The following is a 12,958-nucleotide window of genomic DNA, read 5'->3' on the forward strand; positions in this document are numbered from 1 at the left end:
TCGGGGACGGGCCGCGCGGCGCGGGGCCGGGACTGTAATGCGGGCCCGGCGGCGTTGTACGTGATGGGCTGGACCGCACAGGCTCCAGACAACACCAGCGAGGAACCGGGAGAAACCCCATGAACCACGCCCCGACGCAGTTCGTCGACCCCGAGGCCCCCACCGGTCACGGCACGAGCACGCGGGAGCTCGTGGAGACCGCCGAGCGGTACACCGCGCGCACGTACTCCCCGCTGGACGTGGTGGCGGCCCGGGCCCAGGGCACCACCGTCACGGACGTGGAGGGCCGGGAGTACCTCGACTTCCTCGCCGGCTACTCGGCGCTGAACTTCGGCCACGGCCACCCGGCGGTCCTCGAGGCGGCCCGGACCCAGCTGGAGCGCGTGACGCTGACCAGCCGGGCCCTCCACAACGACCAGCTCGGCCCCTTCGCCCGGGAGCTGTGCGAGCTGCTCGGCCAGGACATGATGCTGCCGATGAACACCGGCGCCGAGGCCGTGGAGTCGGCGATCAAGGTCGCCCGCAAGTGGGGCTACGAGCGCAAGGGGGTGGCCCCGGGCCGGGCGCAGATCGTGGTGGCGGCGGGGAACTTCCACGGCCGCACCACCACGGTCATCAGCTTCTCCGACGACGACGAGGCGCACCGCAACTACGGCCCCTACACGCCGGGCTTCGTGACCGTCCCGTTCGGGGACCTCGCCGCCCTCGAGGCGGCCGTCACCGAGGACACCGTCGCGGTGCTGCTGGAGCCCATCCAGGGCGAGGCCGGGGTGATCGTGCCGCCGCCGGGGTACCTGCAGGGCGTGCGGCGGTGCACGGCCGAGCGCGGCGTCCTGCTCGTCGCGGACGAGATCCAGTCCGGGCTGGGCCGCACCGGCCGGACGCTGGCGTGCGAGCACGAGGACGTGGAGGCGGACCTCTACCTGCTGGGCAAGGCCCTGGGCGGGGGAGTCCTGCCGGTGTCCGCGGTGGTGGGCCGGGCGGACGTGCTCTCGGTGCTGCGGCCCGGCCAGCACGGCAGCACGTTCGGCGGGAACCCGCTGGCCGGCGCCGTCGGCCGCGCCGTCGTCGCCCTCCTCGCCACCGGGGAGCCCCAGGAGCGGGCGCGGGTCATGGGGGAGAAGCTGCACGCCGGCCTGGCGGAGCTGGCGCCGCTGGGCCTGACCGAGGTGCGCGGGCGCGGGCTGTGGGCCGGGATCGACATCGATCCGCGGCTCGGCACCGGCCGGGAGTGCTGCGAGCGGCTGGTGGCCCACGGGATCCTCGCCAAGGACACCCACGGCTCCACCATCCGGCTGAGCCCGCCGCTGGTGATCACCGACCGGGAGCTGGAGCGGGGCCTGACCGCGCTCGCGGACGTGCTGCGGGAGATGGCCGGCCGCTGACCCGTCTCAGCCCGTCCCGGCGGACTCCGTCCCGGCGGGCGCCTCCCCGTGGGCCAGCGCCGACTCGATGCTGCCGGCGAGCTGCGCCGGCGAGGTCTTCGGGGCGAAGCGGCGGATCACCTGCCCGTCCCGGCCCACGAGGAACTTGGTGAAGTTCCACTTGATGGCGTCGCCCATGATCCCGCCCCGCTCCTCGCGCAGCCACGACCACAGGGGGTGGGCGCCGGGGCCGTTGACGTCGACCTTCTCGAACATGGGGAACGTGACGCCGTAGTTGCGGCTGCAGAAGTCGGCGATCTCCTCCTCGCTGCCCGGCTCCTGGTGCCCGAACTGGTTGCAGGGGAAGCCCAGGACCACGAGCCCGTCCTGCCGGAAGTCCCGCCACAGCTGCTCGAGTCCCTCGTACTGCGGCGTGAACCCGCACTCGCTCGCGGTGTTGACCACGAGCACCACTTTCCCGGCGTACTCGGACAGCGGCTGCTCGCGCCCGTCCAGGGTGGTGGCGGTGAAGTCGTGCAGCGTGGTCATGGGAGCCTCCGGGTCGGTCGAGGACAGATGGTCTGCCCCCATTCTGCCGCCCGGACCGCCCGCCCAGGACGCCGAGATTGCGGCTGACGGCTACGTAACCCCGCGCGGTGGCCGACAACCGCAATCTCGCGGGTCAGGGTTGCGGGCCCGCGGGTCAGTGCTGCGGGCCCTTCATCCGGGCCAGGAAGCGGAACCGGTCCCCGCGGAACACCGAGCGGGTCCACTCCACGGGGGAGTCGTCCGCCGTGAACCCGAGCCGGTGGATCAGCAGCAGGGGAGCCCCCATCTCGATGCCCAGCAGCCGGACGTCGTCCGGGCCGGCGAGCCGGGTCTCCACGGTGTCCTCGGCCGCCACGATGTCGATGCCGTAGTCCCGGCGCAGCGCGGTGTACAGGGAGCCGGTCCGGTCCAGGTGCGCCGCCAGGCCGGGCAGCGCTCCGGCGAGCAGGGCGACCTCGTGGGCCAGCGGCTCGCCGTTGATGAGCCGGATCCGCTCCACTCGCGCGAGCTCGGCGCCGACGGGCACGCGCAGCCGGGCCGCCGCGTCGTCGTCGGCGGCCGTGCGGCTCACGTCGAGGACCGTGGAGGAACTCACGAGGCCTTGGGCGTCGGCGTCGTCGCTGAACGAGGTGAGCTGGCGGACGTAGGTGAACCGCGGCGGGGCCACGAAGGTCCCCCGGCCCTGGGCCCGGCCCAGCACCCCTTCCGCCACGAGCTCGCCGATGGCCTGGCGGACCGTGGTTCGGGAGGTGGCGTACTGCTCGGCGAGCGCCCGCTCCGTGGGGATGAGCGCGCCGGGGGTCGCGTCCCGCACGAGCGCCCGGAGCTGCTCCTTGAGCAGGTAGTACTTCGGGACGGCCCGCAGCTCCGCGCTCATGGGGCCAGCATATCGACCGCGCCGCCCGGGCCTGCGGGCCCCGGTTCCCGCCGTGTGAGCATTGACACACAAATTGGTCTAGTCCAAGCTGGGGGAACGACAGCTGTGACGATCGCGAACACTGCGGCCGAGAGAAGGGGAACTGCTCATGAGTGCACGAACGAGGCGCCGGTCCCGGGCCGTGGTGCTGGGGACCAGCCTGTCGATGGCCGTGGTGCTGGCCGCCTGCGGCGGCGGGGAGAGCGCGAGCGGCGGCGGGGAGGGCGACGGCGTGATCGAGGTCTGGGCCCACAGCGGCCAGGCGGCCGAGGCCGAGGCGCTCGAGGCCCTCGTCGCCGAGTACAACGACTCGCAGGAGGACGTCAGCGTCGAGCTGACCCTCATCCCCGAGCCGGACTACACCAGCACCGTCCAGGCGACCGCCGCGGAGGACCTGCCCGACGTGATGGAGATGGACGCCCCGACGATGGCGTCCTTCGTCTACGACCGCAAGCTCGTGCCCCTCGACGACGTGGTGTCGCAGGAGACCCTCGAGAACCGGATCGAGGGCGTGCGGGAGAGCGGCACGTACCAGGACCGGACCTACGCCGTCGGCATGTTCGACGTCGGGCTCGGGCTGTGGGGCAACCAGCAGCTCCTCGATGCCGCGGGCGTGGACGCCCCGGCCACCGCCGGCGAGGCGTGGACGGCGGAGGAGTTCGAGCAGAACCTGCAGAAGCTGGCGGAGGTCAGCCCGTCGGGCAACGCGATCGACCTGGGCGAGGCCAACGGATTCGCCGCCGAGTGGGGCACCTTCACCACCTCCCCGGTCCTGTGGTCCAACGGCGGCACGCTCATCCGGGACGGCGCGGCGGTCGGTGTGCTCAACAGCGCCGAGAACGTGGAGGCCCTCGAGGAGTGGGCCTCGTGGAAGGAGCACACGGACCCGAACACCAGCGGCACCGCCTTCCCCGACGGGGACGTCGCCCTGACCTGGACGGGCAACTGGATGTACCCCACCTTCAGCGAAGCCCTCGGCGAGGACCTGGTCCTGATGCCCCTGCCCGACCTCGGCAACGGCACCAAGGCGGGCCACGGCTCCTGGCAGTGGGGCGTGACGCCGGCGGCCGGCGGCGACCAGGCCGCGGCCGGTGCCTTCCTCGACTTCCTGCACTCCGACGAGAGCATCGCCACGATGGTCGAGGCCAACGCGGCGGTGCCCGGCACCACGAGCTCCCTCGAGGGCAGCGAGCTCTACGGCGAGGGCGGGCCGCTGGAGCTGTTCGCGTCCAACCTGGCCTCGGCCTGCAGCTCGGAGGAGGTCACCCAGGAGTGCATCGCGGTGGCGCGGCCCATCACCCCGGGCTACCCCACGGTCACGAGCTCCTACGGCAGCGCCCTCGCGGCGATCTGGGGCGGGGCGGACCCGCAGGAGGAGCTCGACAGCGCGGCGCGGGCCATCGACGCCGACTTCGAGGACAACAACGGCTACCAGGACGAGTGACCGCCGCGGCGGGGCCGTCCAGCGGCCCCGCCGCGCACCTGCGAGGAGTGCACCATGACCACCACACCGGGCCTCGCGGCCCCCGCGTCCGCCCCGGCGGACGTGCCCGAGGCTCCACCGCCCCGCAGGGGGCTCCGGCGGGACGGACTCGCCGGGGTCCTCATGACGGGTCCCGCCGTGCTGCTGCTCGTCCTGTTCGTCGCGGTCCCGTTCGTCGCGGCCATCGGCTTCTCCTTCCACAACGTCCGGCTCGGCGACCCGCGCGATCCCGTCTTCATGGGGCTGACCCAGTACGCCCGGATCTTCACCGACCCCGACGTGTCCAGCCGGTTCCTCAGCGCGCTGCTCCACAACCTGGTCTTCGCGGCCGTGGTGGTCCCGGTGCAGACCGCCCTCGCGCTCGCGCTGGCCCTGCTCGTGCAGAAGACCGTCCGGGGGGTCGGGATCTTCCGGTCCGTCTTCTTCCTCCCCGTCGTCTTCCCCATCGCCCTGGTGGCCCTCATCTGGCGGCTGATCCTCGCCCGCGGGGACGACGGCCTCCTCAACTCCCTGCTCGGGTTCTTCTCGGGCGGCGCCTTCGGGGCCCAGGACTGGCTGGGCTCCGAGCTCACGGCGCTGGCCTCGGTCATCGTCCTGTCGATCTGGCAGGGCGTCGGCTTCCAGATGGTGATCCTGCTGGCGGCCCTGCAGCAGGTGCCCGCCGACCTCTACGAGGCGGCCCGCCTCGACCGGGCCGGTGCGTGGCAGCGCTTCGTGCACGTCACCCTGCCCGGGATCAACACCACCCTCGTCTTCGTGGCGCTCTACACGATGATCCTGTCGCTGCGCGTGTTCGACCAGATCTACGTGCTGGCCCGCTCCGGCGGGGGGCTCAACGAGGACGCCACCCGCACCGTGATGTACGAGGCGGTGACGTCCGCCTTCGACGAGAACAACATCGGGCGCGCGAGCGCCATCTCCGTGGTGTTCTTCGTGATCGTGGTGGTCCTGTCCCTCATCCAGCGCCGCGCCACCCGCGAACGGGAGGACTGACATGACGCAGACCGGCTCCGCCGCCCGCCGCCGCCGCAGGACGGACGTGCCCCGCTACGCGGTGCTCGTCGTCACGAGCCTCCTGTTCTTCGCCCCGGTCGCCTACATGGTGGCGGCCTCGCTGGCCCCCGCCTCCCGCACGCTCGCCGGCTTCGAGGTCTTCGACCCGCGCGAGTGGGGCCTGCACAACTACACCGGCGTGGCCTCGAGCCTGTCCTCGGACAGCACCGGCCACCTGTGGCGGTTCTTCTTCGTGTCCGTCACCGTCACGGTCTGCGTGGTGGGGCTCGGGCTGGTCGTGAACTCGATGGCGGCCTTCGCCCTGTCGCGGCTGACCTGGCGGGGCAGGAACCTGGTGCTCCTGGGCGTCCTGCTGCTGCTCATCGTCCCGTTCGAGGCCGTGGCCGTGCCCATGTTCTACCTCTACAACGACGCCCGGAACACCCTGTGGATCCAGATCGTGCCCTTCATCGGCAACGCCCTGTCGATCTTCCTCTTCTACTCGTTCTTCTCCGGCATCCCCCGCAGCATCGACGAGGCCGCCCGGATGGACGGCGCCGGGCCGCTGCGGGTGTTCTGGCAGATCATCGCGCCCATGAGCAAACCCGCGTACGCGTCGGTGGCGGTGCTGACCTTCCTGACCCAGTGGGGGGCGTTCCTGTGGCCGGTGCTGATAATCTCCGAGCCGAACCTGCGCCCCCTGCCCCTCCAGATCAGCGTCTTCGCGGGCCAGCTCCCGCCGGCGTGGGGCGAGGTCATGGCCTTCGGAGTGCTCCTGGTGGTGCCCGTGATCGTCGTGTTCCTCGTCTTCCAGCGCTGGTTCATCGAAGGCGTGGCGAGCTCCGCCGTCAAGGGCTGAGCCGGACCGCCCCGGCACCGCCCACCTCCACCCGTCGTCCGGAAGGACCCCCATGCAAGTGCTCGTCCTGCCCACGGCCGGCGACGTCGACGCGCGCGCGGCGGACCTCGTCGCCGAGCAGGTCTCGCGCCGGCCGGACACCGTGCTGGGCGTGGCCACGGGCTCGTCCCCCCTGGGGGCCTACCGGGAGCTCGCCCGCCGCCAGGCCCACGGTCTGCTGGACCTCACGCGGCTCCGCTGCTTCGCCCTCGACGAGTACGTCGGGCTGCCCTCCGGGCACCCGGCCGGCTACGCCGCCGTCCTGGAGCGCGAGCTCGCCCGGCCCTTCGGTCTACCCCCTTCGCGGGTGCAGGTCCCGGACGGCTCCCGGGGGGACCTCGGAGCGGCCTGCCGCGACTACGAGGATGCCGTCGCCCGCGCCGGCGGCATCGACCTCCAGATCCTGGGCATCGGCGCCAATGGCCACATCGGCTTCAACGAACCGGGGTCCTCGCTGTCCTCCCGCACCCGGGTCAAGGCACTGTCCGCGCGGACCCGTGCCGACAACGCCCGGTTCTTCGAGGCCCTCGACGACGTCCCCACCCACTGCGTGACCCAGGGGCTGGGCACGATCCTCGACGCCCGCCGGGTGCTGCTCGTCGCCCAGGGCGAGCGCAAGGCCGCCGCGGTGGCCGCAGCCGTGGAGGGGCCCGTGTCCGCGATGTGCCCGGCGTCCGTCCTGCAGTTCCACCGGACGGTCACGGTCGTGGTGGACGAGGCGGCGGCGAGCCGGCTCGTCCTGACCGACTACTACCGGTTCGTGGCCGAGGCCGAGCACCGGCTGCCCCGGGAGGAGGGATGACGTTCCGCCTCGCGGACCACTGGGTCTGGGACAGCTGGCTGGCCGACGACGGACAGGACTACCACCTGTTCTTCCTGCGGGCCAGCCGCGCCCTGCGGGATCCCGACCGGCGTCACCGCCGGGCCTCGATCGGGCACGCCGTCTCGTCCGACCTGGAGAACTGGGCCCTCCTGCCGGACGCCCTCGTGGCCGGCGACGAACCGTCGTGGGACGACATGGCGACCTGGACGGGCAGCACCGTCCAAGGCCACGACGGCCGCTGGCACCTCTTCTACACCGGTGTCAGCCGCGCCGAGGACGGGCTGCGGCAGCGCATCGGATCGGCCGTCTCGGACGACCTGATCAGCTGGGAGCGCACCGGTGCGGGCCCGCTCGAGGCGGACCCCCGCTGGTACGAGAAGCTCGGGGAGGGCACCTGGCCGGACGAGGCGTGGCGGGACCCCTTCGTCTTCTACGACGACGACAGCCGGCAGTGGCAGATGCTTGTGACGGCACGCGCCGCCACGGGGGATCCGGACGCCCGCGGCGTGGTCGGCCACGCCGTGAGCGACGACCTGGAGCACTGGACGGTCCGCCCCCCGCTGACCGCGCCCGCCGGCTTCGGGGAGATGGAGGTCGTCCAGTCCCAGGTCGTGGACGGGACCGCAGTGCTCATCTTCTCCTGCCTCCCGCGGCTGGCGCCCGGCATCCCGTTCTCGGAGACGAGCACCGGGACCTGGATCGCCCCCGGCGCCGGCCGGCTCGGACCGTGGGAGCTCGAGCGGAGCTCCAGCTTCTTCGTGCCCGGCGTCTACGCCGCCCAGCTGGTCCGCAGACGCGACGGCCAGTGGGTCGTCTTCGGCTTCCAGAACGGGGTGGACGGCAGCTTCGTCGGCGAGATCGCGAGCCCGGTGCCCCTGGCGGACCTGCTGACGGAGGGCCGGCTCTTCCCCGTCCACGAACGACCACCCATCCCCACCCCCTGCACAAGGAGCACCTCATGATGAAGAAGCTGATGGCCGTGGGATCCGCGGCCGCCCTGCTCGTGACCGCCGGCGCGCTCGGTGCGTCCCCCGCCGCGGCGGCCCCGGGCCACGGCCCGGACCGCAGCACCGACCTCCGCGTCATGTCCTTCAACATCCACCACGGCGCGGACGGGGACGACGTGCTGGACCTCGAGCGCACCGCCGCCGTGATCGAGGCGTCGGGCGCGGAGGTGATCGGGCTGCAGGAGGTCGACGACGCCTGGTCCTCGCGCAGCGACTTCGAGGACCAGGCGGCCCGCCTCGCGGAGCTCCTGGACATGCACTACGTCTACGGCGCGAACCTGGACGCAGCGCCCGCCGAGGGGCGGACCGAGAACAGCCGGTACGGCAATGCGATCCTCAGCGAGCACCCGATCATCGACTCCGAGAACCACCTGCTGACCAGCATCGAGTACGCGGAGCAGCCCACCGAGCAGCGCGGTCTATTGGAGGCGGTGATCAACGTGAAGGGTCACCACGTCGGGTTCTACAGCACCCACCTCGACCACCAGCGCGCCGAGCAGCGCGAGCTGCAGGCCCGGGAGATCCTGCAGATCACCGGCGAGAGCTCGCGCCCGGCGGTGGTCGTCGGGGACCTCAACGCCGAACCCGACGCCCCGGAGCTGCAGGGCTTGTCCGAGGTGTTCACGGACGTCTTCGCGGCCCTGGGCCAGGACGACGCCTACACCTTCGCCCCCGACGGCGCCCCGGTCGAGGACGCCGGCCTGCGGATCGACTACGTCCTCGTGTCCGAGGAGGTGCGGCCGCGGGCCGCGCACGTGGTGCGCACCTCCGCGTCGGACCACCTGCCGATCGTCGCCGACCTCGCGATCCCGCGGTCCCCGAACGGGCTGGTCCGGTAGCCCCCTGCCGGTTTGACGTCCCGCACCACCGGAAGGAGGAGAGGCCCTTGGTCACCGATGACTCCCCGCGCAGGACGGTCCTCTCGGGCCGCGTGCACACGGGGCACACCGAGCACCCGGACGGTCTGGTGGTCGTCGAGGGCGATCGCGTCGTCCACGCCGGGCCGCGGTCCGGCTGCCCCGGTGGCGACCCGGGAGAGCACCACGTCCTGGGCCCCGGACAGATGGTGCTGCCGGGGCTCGTGGACGTGCACTGCCACGGTGGTTTCGGCGCGGACTTCTCCTCCTCGGCGGAGGAGGAGATCCGCGCCACCCTCGAGCACGTCCACCGCCAGGGCACCACGACGCTCGTGGCCAGCCTGGTCACGGCCTCACGGGAGGACCTGCTGGGCGCCGTGCCGCTGCTGGCGGCGCTCACCGGGGAGGGGCTGATCGCCGGGATCCACCTCGAGGGCCCGTTCCTGTCCACGGCCCGCTGCGGGGCGCAGGACCCCGCGTGGATGCTGGAACCGGACCTCGGGCTGGCCGCCGACCTCGTCGCCGCCGCGGCGGGGGCGCTCCGGACGATGACCTTTGCCCCGGAGCTGCCCGGCTCCCGGGACCTCGCCGAGCTGCTCGTCGCCCACGGCGTGGTCCCCTCCCTCGGGCACACCGACGCGGACACCGCGACCGTCGACGACGCGCTGCGCCACCTGCAGGGCCTGCTCCGCGACGCCCCCGGGGACGGCCCGCCCCGCTCGCCCACGGTGACGCACCTGTTCAACGCCATGCCCGCCATCCACCACCGGTCGCCCGGGCCGGTGCCGGCCTGCCTGCGCGCCGCCGCGCAGGGCCGGGCCGTCGTCGAGCTCATCGCGGACGGCACCCACCTGGACCCCAGCATCGTGCGGTGGGCGTTCGAGCTGGCCGGCGCGGACAGCATCGCGCTGGTCACCGACGGGATGGCCGCGACCGGGCTGACGGACGGCACCTACACGCTCGGCGCGGCGGAGGTGCGGGTGCAGGACGGGGTGGCCTCCCTGGTCTCCAACGGCTCCATCGCCGGAGGCACGGCCACGATGCTGGAGGTCCTGCGCCGGACGGTCGCGGCGGGTGTCCCTCTCGGGGACGCGCTGCGCTCGGCCACCGTGGTCCCGGCCCGCGTCCTGGGCCTGGCCGGGGAGGCCGGGAGCCTGGCGGCGGGTGCGCTCGCGGACCTCCTGGTCGTGGGGGAGGACCTCCGGCTGGACGCCGTCATGCGCCGGGGCGAGTGGATCTCCGGGACCCCGCCCCACTGACCCTGCCCCGGCGGCGCCGAGGTCGCAGCTGACGGCCACGCAGCCGGGCGCGGTGGCCGTCGGCTGCAACCTCGCGGGACAGGAGCGGGGCGCGGGCGCAGGTGGGTAACGATCCCCCGGGCGGCTCCTGTGGGCTGCGGGGGCGCGGCGTACCCTGGCCGTGTCGGAAGGAGCCCGTCATGACACAGCGCAACGAAGCGTGGCCCGCCGGAACCCCCTGCTGGGCCGATCTGACCGCGTCCGATCCCGGCCGCACGCAGGACTTCTACCGTGCGGTGCTCGGCTGGGAGTACGACGAGCCGCGGCCGGAGCACGGCGGGTACCGCAACGCCCTGGTCGGCGGGAGGCCCGTGGCCGGGCTCTCCCCGGCGGCCCCGGACCTGACGGGCGTCCCGCACGTGTGGCAGGTCTACCTCGCCTCGGACCGGATCGACCTCTGCGCCGAGCGGGTCCTCGCCGCCGGCGGCACCCAGCTGATGGAGCCGGTGGAGGTCGGCGGGTCCGGCCGGATGGGCGTCTGGCAGGATCCCACCGGGGCGTCCTTCGGGATGTGGCAGGCCGGGGAGCACATCGGCTTCGCCGTGCTCGACGTGCCCGGCAGCGTCGCCTGGTGCGACCTCATGACCCCCGACCACCACACCGCCCGGGACTTCTACGCCCACGTCTTCGGCTACCACTACGAGGACATCGGCGAGGACGGCGTCTCCTACGCCACGTTCACGGTGCCGCACGGGGACCGCCCGGCCGGCGGCATCGGCGGGACCGACCCCGCGGCGGAGAACGCTCCCGCGGTCTGGTCGGTCTGCTTCCAGGTCGACGACGTCGACGCCGCCGTCCAGCGGGTGCGCGACGCCGGCGGAGCGGTCATGGAGGACCCCTTCGACTTCGCCTACGGGCGACTGGCGGTCGTGGCCGGCCCGGACCGGGAGTCCTTCGCGATCATGACCCCGGGGGAGCCGATGTAGGTCGTCGGCGCGCCACGCTCCGCCCCCCTGCGGGGCCGTGGCGGAGCGTGCGCGAGCGGTCCGTGATCCCGGTCACCCAGCGGTAGCATGGTGACCCAGCGGACATCCACTCACCTCCCCAGAGATCGGAGCGACATGAACTCCATCGTCCTCGCCGTGGTCGGTGTGGCCATGATGATCCTCGGGTACCTCCTGTACTCGAAGTTCGTGGCCCGCCGGATCTACCAGCTCCAGGACTCCTTCGTCACCCCCGCCCACGAGCTCAGTGACGGCGTGGACTACGTCCCCACCAACAAGTACGTGCTGTGGGGCCACCACTTCACCTCCGTGGCCGGTGCGGCCCCCATCGTGGGCCCCGCCATCGCCGTCATCTGGGGCTGGGTGCCCGCCTTCCTCTGGGTGACCCTCGGCACCGTCTTCTTCGCCGGCGTGCACGACCTCGGCGCCCTGTGGGCGTCCAACCGGCACCGTGGCAAGTCCATCGGCTCGCTGTCCGGGCAGTACATCGGCCACCGCGGCCGCAACCTGTTCCTGGTCGTGATCTTCCTCGTGCTGCTCATGGTCAACGCCGCGTTCGCCGTGGTGATCTCCAACCTGCTGGTCGGCACCCCCACCTCGGTCATCCCCACGTGGGGCGCCATCGTGGTCGCGCTGCTCATCGGCCAGGCGGTCTACCGCTACAAGTGGAACCTCGCCGTCGTGTCCGTGGTCGGCGTCGTGGCCCTGTACTCCCTGATCCTGGTCGGCGACCGCTTCCCGGTGGTCCTGCCGGAGACGGTCCTGGGCCTGCCGGCCAACGCGTTCTGGATCGTGGTGCTCTTCGTCTACGCGGGCATCGCGTCCGTGCTGCCCGTGTGGATGCTGCTGCAGCCGCGCGACTACATCAACGGCCTCCAGCTGTTCATCGCCCTGGGCATCCTCTACGGCGCCGTCCTGATCTCCGCCCCGACCGTGGTGGCGCCCGCGTTCAACGCCTCCGTGCCCGAGGGCACGCCGAGCATCGTGCCGCTGCTGTTCGTGACCATCGCCTGCGGCGCGATCTCCGGGTTCCACGGGATCGTGGCCTCGGGCACGTCCTCCAAGCAGCTGGACAAGGAGCCGGACGCCCGCTTCGTCGGCTACTTCGGGGCCGTGGGCGAGGGCCTGCTGGCACTCGGCGCGATCATCGCGACCACCGCCGGGTTCCGCACTCTCGCCGACTGGGAGGCCGTCTACAGCGCGTTCGGCCAGGGCGGCGTGGCCGCGTTCGTCCAGGGCGGCGCCTCGGTCGTCAACTCCGGGCTGGGCATCCCGCCGTCGCTGAGCGCGACCATCCTCGCCACGATGGCCGTCCTCTTCGCGGCCACCACGATGGACACCGGCATCCGCCTGCAGCGCTTCGTGGTGCAGGAGGCCGGGCACATCATGGGCGTCAGCATCGGCAAGGTGGTCTCCACCCTCATCGTCCTCGCGGTGGCCATGGGGCTGACCTTCAGCGCGGGCGCGGACGGCTCCGGCGGCATGCTGATCTGGCCGCTGTTCGGCACCTCCAACCAGCTGCTGGCCGGTCTGACGCTGTCGATGATCGCGGTGATCCTGCTGCGCAAGGGCCGCCCGGTCCTGCCCGTGCTGGTGCCGCTGGTGTTCCTGCTGGTGATGTCCGTCTACGCGCTGATAGTGCAGCTGGGGCAGTTCTGGGCCGCCGAGAACTGGTTCCTGCTCGTGCTCGACGTGATCATCCTGATCGCGGCCCTGTGGGTCATCGTCGAGTCCGTGGCCGCCATGAACGCGGCCCGGAAGAGCCCGCCCGAGCTGGACGAGGAGACCGTCAGCACCTCGGCCGGGGAGAACCGCTCCCTGTGAGC

The 12,958-nt window shown here is 72.6% G+C and carries 12 protein-coding genes; 10 read left to right on the forward strand and 2 right to left on the reverse strand.

Going from position 1 to position 12,958, the window contains the following annotated elements; all coding sequences use genetic code 11:
• Positions 1 to 119: 119 nt before the first annotated feature.
• Entirely contained in the window at positions 120 to 1,385 is a 1,266-nt protein-coding gene (gene rocD / locus RF647_RS14035; RefSeq protein ID WP_368812247.1) for an ornithine--oxo-acid transaminase, read from the forward strand.
• A 6-nt stretch (positions 1,386 to 1,391) separates the two neighbouring features.
• Here rocD and RF647_RS14040 read toward each other — a convergent pair whose 3' ends face one another.
• Both RF647_RS14040 and RF647_RS14045 read right to left on the reverse strand, forming a co-directional pair.
• Positions 1,392 to 1,913, reverse strand: coding sequence for a glutathione peroxidase (locus tag RF647_RS14040; protein ID WP_368812248.1), 522 nt, complete (start codon positions 1,911 to 1,913; stop codon positions 1,392 to 1,394).
• A gap of 154 nt (positions 1,914 to 2,067) precedes the next feature.
• Positions 2,068 to 2,790: a GntR family transcriptional regulator gene (locus tag RF647_RS14045; RefSeq protein ID WP_368812249.1), complete on the reverse strand. Its 723-nt coding sequence runs from the start codon at positions 2,788 to 2,790 to the stop codon at positions 2,068 to 2,070.
• A gap of 148 nt (positions 2,791 to 2,938) precedes the next feature.
• Here RF647_RS14045 and RF647_RS14050 point away from each other — a divergent pair, with 148 nt between their 5' ends.
• The 9 genes from RF647_RS14050 (at position 2,939) to RF647_RS14090 (ending at position 12,956) form a co-directional block, all read left to right on the forward strand.
• Complete coding sequence (locus RF647_RS14050) at positions 2,939 to 4,273, forward strand: ABC transporter substrate-binding protein (protein WP_368812250.1); 1,335 nt, start codon at positions 2,939 to 2,941, stop codon at positions 4,271 to 4,273.
• Positions 4,274 to 4,327: 54 nt separating this feature from the next.
• Positions 4,328 to 5,305, forward strand: a complete 978-nt coding sequence (locus RF647_RS14055) for a carbohydrate ABC transporter permease (RefSeq protein WP_368812251.1) — start codon at positions 4,328 to 4,330, stop codon at positions 5,303 to 5,305.
• Position 5,306: 1 nt separating this feature from the next.
• The gene (locus RF647_RS14060; RefSeq protein WP_368812252.1) at positions 5,307 to 6,164 is read left to right on the forward strand and encodes a carbohydrate ABC transporter permease; all 858 of its coding nucleotides are present in this window, start codon (positions 5,307 to 5,309) and stop codon (positions 6,162 to 6,164) included.
• Positions 6,165 to 6,216: 52 nt separating this feature from the next.
• Complete coding sequence (gene nagB / locus RF647_RS14065; RefSeq protein WP_368812253.1) at positions 6,217 to 7,005, forward strand: glucosamine-6-phosphate deaminase; 789 nt, start codon at positions 6,217 to 6,219, stop codon at positions 7,003 to 7,005.
• Positions 7,002 to 7,988: a family 43 glycosylhydrolase gene (locus RF647_RS14070; RefSeq protein WP_368812254.1), complete on the forward strand. Its 987-nt coding sequence runs from the start codon at positions 7,002 to 7,004 to the stop codon at positions 7,986 to 7,988. The genes nagB and RF647_RS14070 overlap by 4 nt, the downstream gene beginning before the upstream one ends.
• Positions 7,985 to 8,872 carry an endonuclease/exonuclease/phosphatase family protein gene (locus RF647_RS14075; RefSeq protein ID WP_368812255.1) on the forward strand — a complete coding sequence of 296 codons (888 nt, stop codon included), beginning with the start codon at positions 7,985 to 7,987 and terminating at the stop codon, positions 8,870 to 8,872. Before RF647_RS14070 ends, RF647_RS14075 begins: the two co-directional genes overlap by 4 nt.
• A 47-nt stretch (positions 8,873 to 8,919) precedes the next feature.
• Positions 8,920 to 10,149, forward strand: a complete 1,230-nt coding sequence (gene nagA, locus RF647_RS14080; protein WP_368812256.1) for an N-acetylglucosamine-6-phosphate deacetylase — start codon at positions 8,920 to 8,922, stop codon at positions 10,147 to 10,149.
• A 179-nt stretch (positions 10,150 to 10,328) separates the two neighbouring features.
• On the forward strand, positions 10,329 to 11,114 hold the full coding sequence (locus tag RF647_RS14085) for a VOC family protein (RefSeq protein ID WP_368812257.1): 786 nt from the start codon (positions 10,329 to 10,331) through the stop codon (positions 11,112 to 11,114).
• Positions 11,115 to 11,249: 135 nt separating this feature from the next.
• Positions 11,250 to 12,956 (forward strand): carbon starvation protein A, encoded by a 1,707-nt coding sequence (locus RF647_RS14090; protein WP_368812258.1) that lies wholly within the window; start codon positions 11,250 to 11,252, stop codon positions 12,954 to 12,956.
• The last annotated feature ends 2 nt before the right edge of the window (positions 12,957 to 12,958 follow it).

The organism is Kocuria sp. CPCC 205263 (assembly GCF_040981075.1).
In the GTDB taxonomy this organism is placed as follows: domain Bacteria; phylum Actinomycetota; class Actinomycetes; order Actinomycetales; family Micrococcaceae; genus Kocuria; species Kocuria rosea.

Coding starts and splice junctions, on each gene's coding strand:
- RF647_RS14045 (WP_368812249.1), bottom strand. CDS start 2,790: ATGAGCGCGGAGCTGCGGGCCGTCCCGAAGTACTACCTGCTCAAGGAG.
- rocD (WP_368812247.1), top strand. CDS start 120: ATGAACCACGCCCCGACGCAGTTCGTCGACCCCGAGGCCCCCACCGGT.
- nagB (WP_368812253.1), top strand. CDS start 6,217: ATGCAAGTGCTCGTCCTGCCCACGGCCGGCGACGTCGACGCGCGCGCG.
- RF647_RS14055 (WP_368812251.1), top strand. CDS start 4,328: ATGACCACCACACCGGGCCTCGCGGCCCCCGCGTCCGCCCCGGCGGAC.
- RF647_RS14060 (WP_368812252.1), top strand. CDS start 5,307: ATGACGCAGACCGGCTCCGCCGCCCGCCGCCGCCGCAGGACGGACGTG.
- RF647_RS14090 (WP_368812258.1), top strand. CDS start 11,250: ATGAACTCCATCGTCCTCGCCGTGGTCGGTGTGGCCATGATGATCCTC.
- RF647_RS14050 (WP_368812250.1), top strand. CDS start 2,939: ATGAGTGCACGAACGAGGCGCCGGTCCCGGGCCGTGGTGCTGGGGACC.
- RF647_RS14040 (WP_368812248.1), bottom strand. CDS start 1,913: ATGACCACGCTGCACGACTTCACCGCCACCACCCTGGACGGGCGCGAG.
- RF647_RS14085 (WP_368812257.1), top strand. CDS start 10,329: ATGACACAGCGCAACGAAGCGTGGCCCGCCGGAACCCCCTGCTGGGCC.
- RF647_RS14075 (WP_368812255.1), top strand. CDS start 7,985: ATGATGAAGAAGCTGATGGCCGTGGGATCCGCGGCCGCCCTGCTCGTG.
- RF647_RS14070 (WP_368812254.1), top strand. CDS start 7,002: ATGACGTTCCGCCTCGCGGACCACTGGGTCTGGGACAGCTGGCTGGCC.